The 16,606-nt window shown below is 52.7% G+C and carries 12 protein-coding genes; 9 read left to right on the top strand and 3 right to left on the bottom strand.

All coding sequences use genetic code 11. From position 1 onward, the window contains the following. Positions 1-38: 38 nt before the first annotated feature. Positions 39-1,175: an alpha/beta hydrolase family protein gene (locus LG290_RS09145; protein ID WP_499834572.1), complete on the top strand. Its 1,137-nt coding sequence runs from the start codon at positions 39-41 to the stop codon at positions 1,173-1,175. A 51-nt stretch (positions 1,176-1,226) separates the two neighbouring features. Here LG290_RS09145 and LG290_RS09140 read toward each other — a convergent pair whose 3' ends face one another. Both LG290_RS09140 and LG290_RS09135 read right to left on the bottom strand, forming a co-directional pair. Next, positions 1,227-1,919 (bottom strand): LuxR C-terminal-related transcriptional regulator, encoded by a 693-nt coding sequence (locus tag LG290_RS09140; RefSeq protein WP_499834571.1) that lies wholly within the window; start codon positions 1,917-1,919, stop codon positions 1,227-1,229. A gap of 253 nt (positions 1,920-2,172) precedes the next feature. Then, positions 2,173-3,025, bottom strand: a protein-coding gene (locus tag LG290_RS09135; protein ID WP_499834570.1) for an IS5 family transposase whose coding sequence is annotated in 2 segments (ribosomal slippage) — positions 2,173-2,677 and positions 2,676-3,025 — 855 coding nt in all. Because the reading frame shifts where the segments join, the coding sequence is not laid out codon by codon here. A gap of 152 nt (positions 3,026-3,177) precedes the next feature. On the opposite strand from LG290_RS09135, the gene LG290_RS09130 reads away from it, so the two are divergent. The 3 genes from LG290_RS09130 to LG290_RS09120 all read left to right on the top strand — a co-directional run bounded on the left by LG290_RS09130 (position 3,178) and on the right by LG290_RS09120 (position 6,947). Further along, positions 3,178-4,320, top strand: a complete 1,143-nt coding sequence (locus LG290_RS09130; RefSeq protein WP_499834569.1) for a class II histone deacetylase — start codon at positions 3,178-3,180, stop codon at positions 4,318-4,320. After that, a complete protein-coding gene (locus tag LG290_RS09125; RefSeq protein ID WP_499834568.1) occupies positions 4,320-5,288 on the top strand; it encodes a branched-chain amino acid transaminase in 969 nt (322 codons plus the stop codon). The genes LG290_RS09130 and LG290_RS09125 overlap by 1 nt, the downstream gene beginning before the upstream one ends. Before the next feature lie 88 nt (positions 5,289-5,376). Beyond that, positions 5,377-6,947 (top strand): IS3 family transposase gene (locus LG290_RS09120; RefSeq protein WP_499834567.1). Its coding sequence is split into 2 segments (ribosomal slippage): positions 5,377-5,830 and positions 5,830-6,947, totalling 1,572 coding nucleotides; the frame shifts between segments, so codons are not numbered across the junction. Between the two features lie 132 nt (positions 6,948-7,079). On the opposite strand, the gene LG290_RS09115 is transcribed toward LG290_RS09120, so the two are convergent. Continuing rightward, complete coding sequence (locus tag LG290_RS09115; RefSeq protein ID WP_499834566.1) at positions 7,080-7,232, bottom strand: hypothetical protein; 153 nt, start codon at positions 7,230-7,232, stop codon at positions 7,080-7,082. 601 nt (positions 7,233-7,833) lie between these two features. On the opposite strand from LG290_RS09115, the gene LG290_RS09110 reads away from it, so the two are divergent. The 5 genes from LG290_RS09110 to LG290_RS09090 all read left to right on the top strand — a co-directional run bounded on the left by LG290_RS09110 (position 7,834) and on the right by LG290_RS09090 (position 16,581). Continuing rightward, positions 7,834-9,936, top strand: a complete 2,103-nt coding sequence (locus tag LG290_RS09110) for a polysaccharide biosynthesis tyrosine autokinase (RefSeq protein WP_499834565.1) — start codon at positions 7,834-7,836, stop codon at positions 9,934-9,936. A gap of 171 nt (positions 9,937-10,107) precedes the next feature. Then, positions 10,108-11,394 (top strand): exopolysaccharide biosynthesis polyprenyl glycosylphosphotransferase, encoded by a 1,287-nt coding sequence (locus tag LG290_RS09105; protein WP_499834564.1) that lies wholly within the window; start codon positions 10,108-10,110, stop codon positions 11,392-11,394. 54 nt (positions 11,395-11,448) lie between these two features. Further along, entirely contained in the window at positions 11,449-13,263 is a 1,815-nt protein-coding gene (locus LG290_RS09100) for an ABC transporter ATP-binding protein (RefSeq protein ID WP_499834563.1), read from the top strand. Between the two features lie 357 nt (positions 13,264-13,620). Further along, positions 13,621-15,552: a protein kinase family protein gene (locus LG290_RS09095; protein ID WP_499834562.1), complete on the top strand. Its 1,932-nt coding sequence runs from the start codon at positions 13,621-13,623 to the stop codon at positions 15,550-15,552. 54 nt (positions 15,553-15,606) lie between these two features. Then, a complete protein-coding gene (locus LG290_RS09090) occupies positions 15,607-16,581 on the top strand; it encodes a glycosyltransferase family 2 protein (protein WP_499834561.1) in 975 nt (324 codons plus the stop codon). Positions 16,582-16,606 lie beyond the last annotated feature (25 nt).

Genomic DNA, 16,606 nt, shown 5'->3' with positions numbered 1-16,606 from the left:
TGAGCGGATTGTCTTTCCTGAAATTCCAGAGGCACAAGATGAGCCGAATAAAAAACATGCCGTTTAGTCCAAGGTTTGTCGGCCTGCTTCTGATGCTTGGCTTGCTGTCGGGCTGTGGTGCCTTGAACCGTGGTTATGAAGCCTTGCTGGTGCTGGAAGATCTGTCGGCGGGGAGCGAAGAGAGCTGGTTGGAGCAGCGCACCTCAGAGCCCAGCCGTGAGAAGGTAAATTACGCAGTCAAGGGGCGGGATTACGTAGCGGATGTTTATCACCCGGAGAACCCCCGCCGAGGGGCATTGGTATTGGTACATGGGTTTACCGAGGAGGGTCGCCGTGATCCCCGTCTGGTCGAGTTTGCCATGACACTATCTCGGGTCGGCTTCACGTTGGTAGTGCCTGAACTGGAGGGCTTGAAGGATTTTTCCATCAGCACGCGCGAGGCTCAAGCGATAGCCGATGCTATCCGCTATACCACGAATGAAGTGGAGGCAGCGGGATCGGAGACAGCACTTGCCGCCATTAGTTTTGCGGTAGGCCCGGCTCTCATCGCGGCGATGCAGGAGGACACGGCTGGGCGGGTAAGTTTTGTAGTGGCCGTGGGTGGCTACTATGATCTGACGGACATGCTTCGCTATGTCACCACAGGGGAAGATCGCGGCGGTGCGGCGCTGGAACTACCTCCGCCGGAGAGTAAAGCACGTTGGGCAATGCTGTTGAGTCAGCTTCATTGGCTAGGGAATGAAGAAGATCAAGCACTTCTGGAAAGCATCGCCCGGCGCAAACTGGAAGACCGTTCTGCAGCGGTGGAAGCTGAAGTTCGCAAGCTAGGGCCTCAAGGCAGGTCGCTGTATAACCTGGTGACCAATGAAAATCCGGATAATGTGAATACGCTGCTTGCCAAGCTGCCGTCACGGCTTAGGCGGGAATTCAAGGCATTGGATTTATCGAGACGTGAGCTCGATGAGTTACAGGGGCAACTGATATTGATCCATGGGCCGAATGATCGAGTAATTCCGATAAGCCATAGCCGCCGTTTAGAGGATGCCTTGCCGGAGGGCCAGGCTCACTTATACGAGGCGGCGGGCTTGGAGCATGTGGATGTCTCGCCGGGCCTTCTGGATGGCTGGGAATTGTGGCGAGCCACTGTTCACGTGCTAAAGCTGGGAGAGCAATAGAGTTATAACGTTAGAGCGCTGCGGTTATTCTATGAATCCAGTAGCACAGCGTTAACCATGCCTTTTCCCATTCCGGTTACTGTCGATATGAGGCAAGATCGGCCCGATATTCTGATGAATCCAATTCAAGGCCTGGATACGGTTGTGCACATTGATCTTGCGAAAGATGTTGTAAAGGTGAGATTTGACGGTGTGCTCGCTGACAAACAGCTTGTCAGCGATCTGCTGGTTGGATGCCCCGGAACTGAGCAAGGAAATGATTTCCATTTCACGGTTGGTCAGGCCGGCTGCCGGGCGGAACACATTACTCTGATACTTGCGATAAAATAGAATCAGCTGCGCCATGAGGTCGCGTGACATCCAAAGCTCACCCTCCATCAAGCTTTTGATGCCTTTGCAGATCACATCGAGACTCTCGTTACGGTAAAAAATCCCTTTGAGTTGAGCGCAAGCCAAGGCTTCCAAGGCATGATCCATATCCTTGATATTGAAGGCAGCGATGGGCACCTGTTTCAGGGCTTCCGGAAGCTTTGCCTGCCATTCCGGCAAGGTATCCAGGCTGATGTGGTCCATGTCGATCAATAACAACGCCTTTTCGGATGGTTTGACCGAAAGCACGGAAGACGGCGGATAGACCGTCGCGTTGTAGCCGGTGTGCTGAATCAAGTAATCAACAAATAATTGAGTTTGCGGACTTTTTTCGGTTATTACATAAACCTGATCGGGTGATGTCGCCAAAGCCATTGGGTGAACCTCGTGAAAAAATGATGAATAAGCAGTAAGTAGACTATGAAAGATAGTCTAAGAAGCTTTTTATTCATAATTTATTGTTATTAATTCTATTAGTAGAATTTTATTAAACCTTATGCTTAAAAACTTACTTTATTTTTCCTTGGGTATGATTAACTTAAATTATATTATGGATTATAATTTTTCAAAAAAAATTAAAAGTAAATGAATTTGATGTAACTATTCAAAAAAGATTCAGTAAAGATGACTAGGTTTTGTACGAAAAGTTGGCTCGCAAGCAACGGTCGATGCACGCCACGCATACCATCGCCTTAAAGCTACTTGCCAACTTTTCATAGCGTGTGGCAATGCGGCGACATTCTTTAAGCCAGCCAAAGCAGCGTTCTATCGCATTCCGTTGCCGATATTTGGGTTGATCGAACCGCCTGGGTAGCCCAGGCCGTGTTCTTCGGTGCATGTTGCGATGAGCAATCACGGGTTTCATGCCGTGCCTGTCGCAATAATGACGCAATTCATCGCTGTCGTATCCTTTATCCGCCACCATATAGCGACTACGTTTGCGTGGTCGCCCGATATTACCTGGTAGATGAATTCTCTCCAATGTCGGAACGAAGTGCCGAGAATCTGCCTCTTGACCAGGAAACAGCGTGAACGCCAGGGGCCAGCCATGGCGATCACAAACCAAATGAATTTTGGTTGTTAACCCCCTGCGACTACGGCCAAGTGCATGATCTAGCGGTTCTTTCGAGCCCCTTTTTACCGCCTCCAGCGGCAGCGCGTGTGGCTCGCACTGAAGTGGAATCGATCATCCACGTCTCCAGGTCCATAAGCCCATCTTCACGTAACTTGAGCTGCAAGCGAGAAAGAACTGCTTCAAAGGTGCCGTCATCACGCCACTTGCGGAACCGGTCATACACCGTCGACCAAGGACCATATCGCTCGGGTAAATCACGCCATTTGGCGCCAGAGCACAGCACCCAGAAGATACCATTGAGCATTTGTCGGTCATCCCGCCTGAGTCTGCCCATGGTTTGAGGGGGTGACACGATATCTTCAATCTGTGCCCAGCCGTCATCAGAGATCTCGTAACGTCCGACCATTGCTTTCCCCTATGCTGCTTTTGCATAGGTAAAATTAGCAGATAAGGCTTTTCGTACAAAACCTAGCATCACTTCAGTCCGTCTGTTGTAGTGCCTGAATGGCGTGAAACCCAGTACGGCTTCCAAAACCAAAAGCCTTTCGAGGGCAGATAATGCATCAGCATGGCAAAACCACAGGGTTCTTCTGGCACGAACGCTGCTTCTGGCATGATCCGGGGGCTATTGGGATATTTTCAGCACCGGGTGAATTTCTGCAACCACAACCGGCATCGGAAAGCCCTGAAAGTAAACGTCGGCTCAAGAACTTGCTGGAAGTCTCGGGCCTGATCGATGAACTGCAGGTAAGAAAAAGTGCCCCTGCCAGTCGCCAGGCACTGGAGCGATTTCACACCTCGTGCTATCTCGATGCTCTTGAGGCAGGCGCCCGGCGAGGAATGGGTGATGCCGGCGATTGCGCACCTTATACAGCGGGAAGCCTGGCGGCGGCGCGTCAGTCCGCGGGCCTGGCGCTTGAAGCTGTCAAGGCGGTTACAGGAGGCGAGTTGAGCAATGCCTATGCCTTGTGCCGTCCGCCGGGGCACCATGCAGAGTCCGATCGCGGTCGGGGTTTCTGTCTTTTGGGCAATATTCCCATCGCGGTGATGCATGCTCGTGCGCTCGGCCTGGCCAAACGGGTGGCGATCCTTGATTGGGACGTTCATCACGGCAATGGGCAGCAGGCCGCCTTTTATGACGACCCCGACGTCTTGACGGTATCGATACATCAAGCAGGCAATTACCCGCTGGATACCGGTGGCTTCGATGAGCGAGGCGAAGGTGCAGGCCAGGGCGCCAATCTCAATCTTCCGTTACCTCCTGGGTGCGGGATTGGGGCTTATCGCTATGCCATGGCTGAGTTGGTACTTCCGGCTATTGAGGCATTTTCGCCGGAATTGATTGTGGTGGCCTGTGGCTATGATGCCTGCGGCAAAGATCCGCTCGGCAAGATGCTGCTCAATAGCCGGGCATTTGCTGAAATGACCTCAGAGGTCAAGGCATTGGCAGAGCGCTGCTGCGAGGGTCATTTAGTGATGATTCACGAAGGCGGCTATTCGGAAGGCTACGTTCCGTTGTGCGGCCATGCAGTGATCTCGGTGTTGGCCGTAAGCGAGATCCAGGTGCCTGATCCTCAGAATGATGAAATTGCTGCCTGGGGTTATCAAGCGTTGCAGCCCCATCAACGTGACTTGATCGATGAGTGGGTCCGGGTATGGGATACTCAAGAAAAGGCAACTGAAGAACGAGGGGAATATTGATGACACCACTATACGACCGGGATGGCTGGATCTGGCAAGATGGCGAGTGGCTTCCGTGGCGTGAGGCCACCACGCATTTGCTGACCCATACATTGCATTATGGGATGGGCTGTTTTGAGGGAGTACGGGCTTACGAGGGGCCAAGTGGAAGCCATCTTTTCAGAGTGGCGGAGCATACGCGGCGATTACTGGATAGTGCGCATGCCCTGGATATGCGGCTTGATTTCACCGCCAGCGACTTGATCGAGGCCCAGCGTGATTGCCTGAAGAAGAATACCCTGACCAATGCCTACCTCAAGCCCACCGTTTACTTTGGTGCCGAGGGAATGGGCCTGAGAGCCAAGGGGCTTGCCGTGCATGTCATGATCGCGGCTTGGGATCTAGGCGACTATATTTCTCCTGAAGCTGCCTCGATTGGCCTGCGGGCACTGACATCTTCCTGGGCACGTCATCACGTCAACGTCAGCCTGTGTCGCGCCAAGACCAATGGGCATTATGTCAATTCGATGCTGGCGCTCAATACGGCCGTCAAGGCCGGTTTCGATGAGACGATCATGCTCGACACGGAAGGTTATGTAGCCGAAGCGTCGGCGGCCAATGTGTTTTTGCTGCGTGATGGTGTGCTGCATACCCCAGAAGTGACTTCCTGCCTCCAGGGCATTACCCGCGATAGCGTGATTCGTCTGGCACGCGAGGTGTTGAAGCTGGATGTTCAGGAACGTCGCATTACCCGCGATGAGCTGTATACCGCAGATGAGGCTTTTCTGACAGGCACTGCCGCCGAGATACTGCCCCTGCGGGAACTCGACGGGCGCCATGTGGGGGGGCGAGCAGGCGCTCCACTACCCAATCAGCCTATTGCCGACGATTCAGTGACGGCCCAACTGCAACGCCTTTATCGGCGGGTTGTGCGTGGCGAGACGGAAAATGAGCTGCAGGCATTCAGTGGCTGGCTGACTCCAGTTTAGTCAGGGCGCCGACCCCCCTCTGTCAGCCTAGTTGTCCGGTTGGCGTTATCGCCTAAATCGAATCCAGAGGGGGCGGCATGGAGTCCATGTGCCACGTTATTCCGAAGAACGTAAAGCAGCCGTCCTGAAAAAGTTGTTGCCGCCCCACAATCGCAGCGTGGCATCGGTCGCGACGGAAGAAGGTATCTCTGACGCGACGCTGTATGGTTGGTTAAGAAAATGTCGAGAAAAAGGAGTACCTGTGCCGGGTTACACCCAAGGTGACAACGAATGGTCACCTGACGCCAAGCTAGCGGTTGTCATCGAAACGGCCACGATGTCGGAGATAGAGCTTGGCGCTTACTGCCGCGAAAAAGGTCTTTATCCCGAGCAAATCCAGGAATGGAAAGCGGCTTGCCTCCAAGGTGCTGGCCGGCAAGAAGAGCAGGCAAAAGCGGCGCAAAAACAGCGTAAAGAAGACCGTAAGACCATCAAACAGCTCCAAGCGGAAGTGCGTCGCAAAGACAAGGTGCTGGCAGAAACAACGTCGTTACTGGTGCTTTCAAAAAAGCTCGAAGCCTTGTACAGCGAGGATCCGGACAGCGGCGAGGACGACTGACGCCTCTCGACGAACGTGCAAGGCTCATCGCGCTATTTGACGAAGCGGTTGTGGGTGGTGCGTCCCGTTATCAAGCGGCCGTGATTATCGATGTAAGCGAGCGCACGCTGAAACGTTGGCGATCAGCGTGTGGCGCTGTTGTTGAGGATCAGCGCCCACAGGCTACGCAAGGCATACAGCCCCATCAGCTGACTCACGAGGAAGAACAGGCCATTTTGAATGCCTGTCATCGCTCCGAGTATCAGAGCTTGCCGCCGTCTCAGATCGTGCCATTACTGGCGGATCAAGGCGTCTACCTAGCCTCCGAGTCGTCGTTCTATCGGGTATTGAAAAAGCATCAACAGCAGCACCATCGAGGCCGTATGAAACCACGCCGCCCAGTGCCCGCGCCCACCAGTTTTACGGCGACAGGGCCGAACCAGGTCTGGAGCTGGGACATCAGCTACTGTGCCTCCGTTGTGCGTGGCCAGCACTGGTATCTCTACCTGATCATGGATATCTACAGTCGCAAAATCATCGCCTGGGAAGTTCACGACACGGAATCAGGCGAGTTGGCTAAACAGCTGCTTGAACGCGCCTTGTTGCGAGAAAGTTGCTGGCATCAGCCACCGGTATTGCACTCGGATAACGGGGCGCCGATGACGTCCTACACGCTCAAAGCGAGGCTAACAGAACTGGGTATGTTGATGTCTTACAGTCGGCCGAGAGTGAGCAACGACAATCCTTACTCGGAATCGCTGTTCCGCACCGTCAAATATTGCCCGGCGTGGCCCACCAAGGGCTTTGCATCACTGAGCGCGGTACGGGAATGGATGTTGGCGTTCGAGCGTGCTTACAACGAGCAGCACCTTCACAGTGGTATCCAGTATGTCACGCCAGCTGACCGGCATCGTGGCATAGATCGAGAACGTCTTGAGCACCGGAAAGCGGTTTATGAAAGCGCGAAGCGCCGACACCCGCAACGCTGGTCGGGCAGCACCCGAAACTGGGGTGTAACCGGTCCGCTGTCGCTCAACCCCGGGAAAGTGCAAGAAATCGAGCGTAATAAACAGGCTGCTTAAGCGCAGCTATTTGGACAACTGGGTTGAAAATCACCGCGACGCTGAAGCCCAGGGCACGCAGTGTGAAGAGCGGCAAAACCATCAGGATGAAGTGCACTGCCTTCCAGTTGCCAGTTATTGCGTCGCCCAATCTCACCCAGCAAGCCGCGTAGATAGGCCCAGGCGGTCACGGGCCTCGGCGCGTTTGTCATAACGCCCTGGTTCCGCGACCCAAAAGGAGAGTTCCGCTTCCCCGTCACGGGTCCGTTCACGCAGGCGCTCAAGGCTCAGGAAGTCGATTGTCATCGTATACTTTTTTCATGGGCAGGTAACCAACGAAATTTAGTCATTATTTACAGCTGAAGTAATAAAGATGGCTGAACAACATGCGTAATAAAGTGCTTATTTCATAACTATTTTATGTATGAAGTTCATGTGTATGTGTGGTTAATAGGCATAATTTTTTAATTAAAAGGCTTGTTTTTAGTGATTTAAAGTCAAGAGGCATTTAACCAAACGCATGTGATAAACCTTAAATTTAAAAATATTAAATTGCTGGAATTACTTTTTTAATCAATTGGCTGTGAGTGAATTAATGCTTGAGGGCTTGGTGTTTTTTACCCAAGCTTACTAGGCTTTACAATGTGCTTGAACAATATAAACAATGTCTGGTCTCGGGGATTGCCATGGTATCCCGGGGCGGTAGCGTGGGGCTGATGTCTAGTTGTACCACTCCATTGTTCTAGCCACATTGTTCCTTATACGTACAACCTCTGAAGATACTTGACCTGTTTTATCAACGTCCATCTAAGGTCACCGCGTGACAGAGAACCCATCCTCACAACCATCATATACGCCAGACGTCGACCTTGGCCACTTCTTTGGCTGGCTGGTTGATCATAAATGGTTGATTATTTTTGTAATAGTGCTGTTTGGCATCGGTGGCTACCTGTATGCCGGCTCACAGCCCCGAATATACAGTGCCGATTCGCTCGTGCAGGTAGAGAGCGAGGACGGCACCCTGATCAACCTGCCCGGGATGCCGGGGCAGGCAAGCCTCGAGAAAAACCGGACACTGACCGAGATCGGAATTCTGAAATCGAGAATGGTGTTGGGTGGGGCAGTCGACCGCGAGAACCTGACTATTCGCGTCTCACCCAAACGTTTGCCGTACCTTGGTAATTTTCTGGTCAACCAGGGGGTGTCCGTTCCATCCTTCATGCGTGACCATCCCTACGTATGGGCCAATGAGTTTGCCGATGTATCGCGATTCGACGTGCCCGATGGGGCATCTCTAGGCCCCTATATTATCCGCTCAGAGGGCGACGGGAGTTACTCCTTGCTGCAGGGCGAGCGTGTTGTGATGACCGGACAGGCTGGCGAAACGGTGCACAGCGACGAGGGTCATCGGCTGTTCGTGCAGCGCCTCGAGGCGCATCCAGGTGCCGAATTCGTACTCAACCGAAGCACACGGCTGAGTGCGATCAACGGGCTCAAGTCAAGTTTGAAAAGCTTCCAGGCGGAAGGTGAATGGCTAGTCAATCTTCGCCTGACCGGTCAGGACAAGACGCAGATCGAGGAGACGCTCAACACTATTATGGAAGTCTTCCTGGCGCAAAATATCGAGCGTCAGTCTGCCCAGGCCGACCGTCAGCTTGAGTTCCTTGATGAACAGATTCCCCAGGTTGGCGAGCAGCTCTCCGCTTCAGAAACCAACTTGAACGATTATCGCGCCCAACGCGATTCTGTTGACCTGGATTACGAGACCGAAACCATGCTGAACAAGCTGGTGGCAGTCGAAAATCAATTGTCGGATATCGATTTTCAGCGGTTCGAGCTGAAGCGAAGGTTCACCAGTAGTCACCCAACCTATCAGGTGCTGATGGACAAGAAGCAGCAACTGCAGGAAAGCAAGGCGGAATTGGAAAGTCGTATCACCGACCTCCCCGAAACCCAGCAGGAAATCCTCAGGCTTGAGCGGGCGGCACGCGTCAATCAGGAAATCTATGTACAACTGCTCAACAAGCAGCAGGAAATGCGCCTGGTTCAGGCGGGCACTGTCGGTAATGTCAGGATACTCGACTCGGCTGCCGTTCAGTCGTTGCCCATCGCACCGCGTTCGAGTCGGATCATGGCCATCAGCTTGCTTATGGGCCTGCTCGTTGCGATCGCCATCGTCATGGTTCGCTACCTGCTCAATCGTGGCATCGAGGTACCCAAGCAGTTACAAGATCTAGGGCTGCCCGTCTATGCGACCGTCCCCCTTTCCGATGAGCAGATGAAGCTTTCGGGGGGCTTCAAGACCGGCCTGCGTCACCGCAAGCGCGCCGGTCTGGGCGACTTGCTGGCCTTGCGAAGTCCGACGGATCTCTCCATCGAGGCACTGCGTAGTCTGCGCACCAGTTTGCACTTCGCCATGATGGATGCGGATAACAATCGACTCATGATCACGGGATCCTCACCAGCGGTCGGAAAGAGCTTCATCAGCGCCAATCTGGCCGCGATCTGTGCTCAGGCTGGCCAGAAGGTTCTGATTATCGATGGCGACATGCGCAAGGGTCATCTCCACCATGCCTTTAATAGTGACAGCAAAGGCGGGCTCTCCGAGCTGCTCAGCGGTCAGCTGACCCTGGAAGAGGCTATCCGTGGCACAGCGGTGGAAGGGTTGGATTACATCACTCGTGGTACTTCACCGCCTAATCCCTCCGAACTACTGATGCGACCAAACTTTTCCCGGCTGTTGACGGAGGTATCGTCCCGCTACGACCTGGTGATCATCGATACCCCACCAGTGCTAGCGGTGACAGACGCCGCCATCATCGGCAAGCAGGTCGGCACCAGCTTGCTGGTGGCGCGTTTCGGGATGAACCCGCCGCGGGAAATCGAAGCAGCGATGCAGCGCCTGGAGACCAGCGGCGTCACCCTCAAGGGTGCCATCCTCAACGCCATGAAACGCACGGCCGCCACGAGCTACGGCTACTACGGCCACTACAACTATTCCTACAAGTGACTCCTACAAGTGACGAGCCACTCCGGGCGAAATGAAGCCTACATGAAGCCACATCCTTGGTAATCGATGATGCGGGGAAGTCGGTCGAAGTAGCGCAAGAATATGCATAAGGATATGCAGAAGCACAATAGTAAAACCAGAGTGCCAGTGCAGCGGACAAGGGAATACACCATGGCGAGCATCGCGTCTTACCTACCGGGGCAAAGGCGGAACTCCCAGTTCTTCAAACGGCTGGTCCTCAGCCGCAAGTTGCAACTGTTGCTGGGATTCTTCTTGATCGTCCTGCTCCCGGCATTGGCCATCTGGGGTGAAGCCTTCTGGAATATGGCCGAGGCTGCACAATGGACGACGTTCTTCGCGATCACCTTGGCCTATTGGTGTACGCTTTCCATCTTGCAACGCCTGAGCCGGTTGCCCGGTACCCGCGGCTACTTGCTGAGCATACCGGTTACCTCGGTCTGTTTTGCCATTCCCTTTGTCCTGTTTCATTTCATGTCGATCGAGTCAAACGAGACCCTCTATCTTGCCAGTTACTTACTCACCGCTTTGTTTTCCACCGCTGGTTACTGGGTTGGACAGCATTATCATGAACTCAAGCTCGCCGTGGTGCCATTCGGTAAGGCGCCCAGCCTGTGCCAAATCGGTAACGTCGAATGGCACAGCCTGGATATGCCTTCGCTGGGTGAGGCTCGCGTGGACGGCGTGGTAGCCGACTTGTGCGACGACCTGCCTCCTGAGTGGGAGCGTTTTCTGGCCGACTGTATGCTTCACCGCATCCCTGTCTACCATGCCACCACCACCTACGAGTGGCTAACCGGCCGTGTCCAGCTGGGTCATCTCTACGAGAGTCGCTATGGCAGCCTGCAGCCGGATGAAGGCTATGAGGTGATCAAGCGCTGCCTGGACTTACTCACCGTTCTGTTAACGTTGCCCCTCACCTTGCCGCTGATGGTCATCACTACCGTTGCTATTCGCCTGGAGAGCCCAGGGTCCGTAATCTTTACCCAGCAGCGTATGGGCTTCCAGTGCCGGCCCTTCACCGTCTACAAGTTCCGCAGCATGTTTACCGACCAGCAAGGGATGGACTATACCGAGAGCAATGAGGATCCTCGCATCACCCGGGTTGGCAAGGTGATCCGCAAGTACCGCGTGGATGAACTGCCCCAGTTGTTCAACGTGCTGAAGGGAGACATGAGCCTGATTGGTCCACGTCCAGAATCCATGGACCTGGCTAACTGGTACCAGAACGACGTGCCGTTCTTTCACTATCGCCATGTCGTTCGTCCCGGCATCTCAGGCTGGGCGCAGGTGGAGCAGGGCTATGCCGCCGAAGTGGATGGCATGAACCAGAAACTGGAATACGACTTCTATTACATCAAAAATATTTCGTTCTGGCTCGACCTTTTGATCGTGATACGCACCATTCGCACCGTGCTGACCGGCTTCGGTAGTCGTTAGACGCCCGGCCCTCGGCCCTGATACACACCTCTAACCTCGGTCCTCGCCCCTGATATGTTTTCCCAACTCAAGGAACTCTATTCTCTGCTCACCACCGAGCAGCGCAAGAAGCTCCTGCGTCTGCAGTTCCTGGTGCTGCTGATGTCCCTCGCCGAGATTGCCGGTGTGATCTCCATCGGCCCCTTCATGGCTCTTGTGGGCGACATGACCCAGTTGCAGGGCGAGGGGATGATGGCCGAACTTTACCGCGACAGCGGTGCCAAGACGCCACGTGCCTTCCTGTTCTGGCTGGGTATTGGCGTGCTGGTGGTGCTCACTGGTTCGGCGCTGCTCTCGATGTATACCATCTGGCGGCTCTCGATGTACGGGGCGCGGGTCGGGGGAGAACTTTCCAGCCGACTCTATCGTCACTACATGTATCAGCCATGGTTGTTTCACGCCAGTGGCAGCAGCAGCCAATTGACCAATCAGATCGCACAGGAGTGCGGGCGAATCACCACAGGTATCATCAATCCGTTGATGCAGATGAATGCCAAGCTGGTGATGGCCTTGCTGATGTCGATAGCGATCTTTCTCTACAACCCACTGGTCGCCATGGCGGGGCTGCTGATCTACTCGGTCGCGTATTTCCTGCTCTACCGCACGGTGCGACGGCGCCTGATACGCAATGGCAGGACGATTTCCGTTGCCCAGTATCAACGCTTCAAGTTGATGGGTGAGGGATTCGGCGGCATCAAGGATGCATTGCTGTTGGGACGCCAGCAGTTGTTCACTGACCGTTTCGATCGGGCTTGTGAACGTTTCGCCAGGGCGCAGGGCACCAATCAGGCCATGAGTCAGGCACCCCGCTATGCGATAGAGCTGGTGGCGTTCGGCAGCGTGATCTTCCTGGTGCTCTACCTGCTGGCCGCCCACCAGGGGAACGTTGGCACCATCCTTCCGGTCCTCTCTGTCTACGCCTTGGCGGGCTTCAAACTTTTACCAGCCTTTCAGCAGGTCTATACCAGCATCTCGCAGACCCGCGCCAACCTGGCGGCCTTCGATTCATTGCGTGACGACCTGCGCGCCAGTGCGCTGACACCGAAATCTCGAATCGGCGACAGCCCGGCGGAACAGCCTCGGGAAGCTCGTTGGTCTCCACGTAGATCCATCGAGCTCAAGAACGTCACCTTTACCTATCCCGGCAAGCAGGAGCCAGCGGTGAAGGAACTGGACTTGGAAATCCCAGTCAATCAGGTGATCGGCCTGGTGGGCGCCTCGGGCTCCGGCAAGTCCACCACCATCGATCTGTTGCTGGGGCTGATCGAACCGAGCCAGGGGGAGGTGTTGGTCGATGACCAACCTGTGACGTCCACTAACCGGCGTGCCTGGCAGAACACTCTGGGCTTTGTGCCACAGTCGATCTTCCTGGCCGATAGCAGTATCCGCGAGAACATCGGCTTTGGTCTGCCGCCTGATGTCATTGATGACGAAAAGGTACGCCATGCCGCGAGCCTGGCCCATCTGGACAAGCTTCTGGCCGAGTTGCCCGATGGCCTGGAGACCCGGGTAGGAGAGCGGGGCGTACAGCTCTCTGGCGGTCAGCGCCAACGCATCGGCATTGCCCGGGCGCTCTATCACGATGCGGAGGTGCTTATTCTCGACGAAGCCACCAGTGCGCTGGATGGCATTACCGAAAAAATGATCATGGAGGCCATTCACGATTTTTCTGGCAAGAAGACCATCATCATGATCGCCCACCGCCTGGCGACGGTGAAGCAATGTGACTGTATCTATCTGATGTCTGGTGGTCGGATAGTCAGCCATGGAACATATCAAGAACTGACTGAATACAGTTCAGAGTTCAAGAAAATGGCTAAATATTCATAGAAATACTCATAATATTAATGTGGATACGCATCGTAATAAGGGGCGTTGCATTTCTTTCTGTCAACGATAAGCCCAGCCTGTCTCCTGGATTGAACAAGAGCTTTACGCGGTCCGGCTTCCGGTAGTGCATCCCGGGAGCGAAGGATGATACCAACGCCCGCATGTTCTTCGGGGAAGAAAAGATCGGGATTTGGGTGATGCGGGCCTCACACATTTGATTCGCTGATTGATGGCCGGTCGCTCGGTTTACTCAATGCATGACTAACAAGTCGCTCCGTTGATTAAACCTTTAACTACTCTGTCACGGAGACTCGTCGGTCAGCTTCAGGATATGCCTGGATAAGTAGAGGTCGCAACATGAAAGTTACGGAACTAGTCAAGGGTCGTGTTTCAAACTTGCTTGCTCGCCCTGTCAAGGAGCGAAGATATATAGATCACTCGCTCGGGGCGAGTGGCTTTCTGAAAAGGCTCAAGGAGAACAATGTCAATTATGTTGTCCTGCGTTGGTTTGAGGGTCTGCCTGAAGTTGCTCCAGGGGAAGATATTGATATTCTCGTTGCAGATGAAGATATCGAAATCCTCACTTCGTTCGTCAATAACAAGAAAAGCCGTAAGGGGATACCCTGCGATATATATAGTGTCAGTGGACTATCAGGTACCAGCTGGCGGGGTCTGTCATACTATCCTGTGGAGAATGCCAGAACGATATTGGATAATGCCGTATGGCTCAATGATATTGTCCGCGTTCCGTCCCCGGACGAGCACTTTCTCTCCCTGTGTTTCCACGCCGTGTACCATAAAGGGTATGCATCAGGGATTCCCTCACATGGAGGTATCTTTCAAGAAAAAGTTGTTGATCATGACTATCAGGCAGAACTCCAGAGGCTTTTCAACAATTCCTCATTCAAGGGGAGTGAGCTTGAGATGACACTTGAAGGTCTTGACGGGCTGTTGCGTCAAGCAGGGTGGAGGCCTGCATACGATACGCTGGAGAAAATGTCAAAAGCCAATGGTTGGATTCATGATGAGCTTGTCTCCAAGCGTGAGAGCATTCCGGATAATTTGAAAGGGGTCACGGTCTTTCTCGTCCGGGAGGAAGGCATGGGTTATCTTGATGCGATAAAACGATGCATTTTCGAGGATGGCTTCGATCACCTGATCGAGGGGAGTATCCCACCTGCGGATATCCAGACCATAGCGACGGGTATACGTGGTGGGAACTGGGGGAAAGGGCCTTGGAAGAAAAGTGGTGGCTTGCCGGCATACTATTTTGTGGCATTTGATGCGAAGCCCTTGGTGCCCAATGCCGAGACAATGAAGGAGCATGTTGGCCTCTACAACGGAAGGGTGATGCTGGCGAAGCGAAGAATTAGAGAACTCTATAATACAGGAAAGCCACTTTTAGAGCAGTGCAATATACTGCATTCAACTGATAACGGTGCCCAGGCGATTGACTACTTGAAATTGATAGATCCGGGCTGCCTTGAGTATGTAGATCAGGAAACAAGCAGAAAGTGCGCCGCCTTCGCGACACCATTCAAGGTCATAGAAGACCTGAGCCACCATGCACGTCGGGCCAAGGTAGAACTCGTAGAGTTTCATGGTAGAAAAGCAATATGCAAGACCTTCAAGGAAGGGAGGAGGGTCTACCTGGAAAGGGAGGTCCTGGCCAGAGAGGTCGGAAAGGGGGTGTCTGAGATATCTGATATTTTGGAAGTTGGCGATAATTATATTGTCATGGAATTTTGCGATGGCTCAATTGAGGATATCTCGACGCTTCGCCCGATCTTTCATGGCCATGGGTTTCTGCCAATTTGGGCGATAAAAAAAATCAAGAGTACTATTTTATATTACAGATCGCTTGGTTACGAGTGCATCGACTTTGGCCCCCACAATATACTCTTTGATTCAAAAAAAGGCCTTAAATTTATTGACTTCGAGTTTCTTGAAAAAGTTGATACGCCCTCAGGAACGCTGAAGGGAAACTATGCTTGGTATGCTGTCCCTGCCGATTTTGAAGGCGACATTCCGGTGGGAGACTCGGGCCCCTACAGGGCGAATTGGATAGGTTATACTGGGCTTCCGCTTTTTTTCTGTGTGAATGATTTCCCTGGATATATTCTTCATCCGGTCAGATTTTCAGCATATTTTTATATTTCAATCAGGAACTTAAGGAAGAGGGTGGTCTATTCTTCGGTAACATTTATAGTTTCCCAAGGTCATTCCCTCGTCAGAAAATCCAGAAAGTTGAAATCGTCATTATCACAACAAACTCTCCGGTTTCGATGAGCCTACCCAAGAAGGTCGGTCTGCTCAACGTTTCGAAAAATCCAGGTGTCTGCTATGGATGTCAGTATAGTCATTCCATCGTATAAATCGGCAGAATATATCTACAGAGCTGTTAAATCCTGTGTCGACGAAGCTGTTCCAGAAGAAAATATAATAGTTGTCGAAGACGGTGTGTTTGATGATACAGGGAAGGTTCTTTCAGCATTTCCAAATATTCAGCACATTGTTCTTCCACAAAATAGGGGAGGTGGGCATGCCCGGAATGTTGGGTTACATGAAGTCAAGACTACATATGTTCTTTTTCTAGACTCAGATGATTTTCTAGACGGAGGACTGGTCAAGGGCTTGTTAGCAAATGCTTGCTCAGCAAGTTCTGATATTACCTACGGGCCATGGCGTTATGAAGGCGAAGGTGTCAAGAACAATAGTGTTATATACCCTGTTGAGCAAAACAATATTTCGTGGATGAACAATTGGCTAAAGGGTGAGTTTGTTGCATGTTGTAGTGTCCTGTGGAAAAAGGAATTCCTGGATGAAATTGGCGGATGGAACGAGGTGTTGAAGGCTAATCAAGATGGCGAGTTGATTTTCCGGGCGCTATCCAAGGAGCCCGCTATCGCCATTTCGCATGCCGGATGCAGTGTTTACTGGCGACACGATTCTGACTATAGGATTAGCAGGTCTCCTAAAATATATAGAGTGCTAGCAAACGAAGTGATCTTTGATATGCTAGACAGCTATATTAATCGCAAGAGTTGCCAAGATATTCATGACCTCAGAGAAAGCCTGGGACTGTTTTGCTGTACAACTGCATGGACCGCTTATGCTGAAGTTGATGATAGCATTGCAGATCAATGGTTAGAGCGCGCAAAGAAGTATGGGTATCAGGATTTGGGCTATAGTAGAGCTACACATATTTTAGGGAAACTTTTTGGGGTCAGAAAAGGAGCGATGTTAAGGGCTTCACTAGTTAACTCGTCTTTCATGTCCAATCTGGCAAAGTTTGTCAGTAGAAAAGTAAATTACTGATCATCATGCAGTGCTAGGTGAAAGT

Origin of the sequence: Halomonas sediminis, from assembly GCF_044871105.1 — a bacterium.
GTDB lineage: Bacteria > Pseudomonadota > Gammaproteobacteria > Pseudomonadales > Halomonadaceae > Vreelandella > Vreelandella zhuhanensis.
Note: the sequence above shows the minus strand (reverse complement) of the source record. Positions and strands in the feature narration are given on the sequence as shown.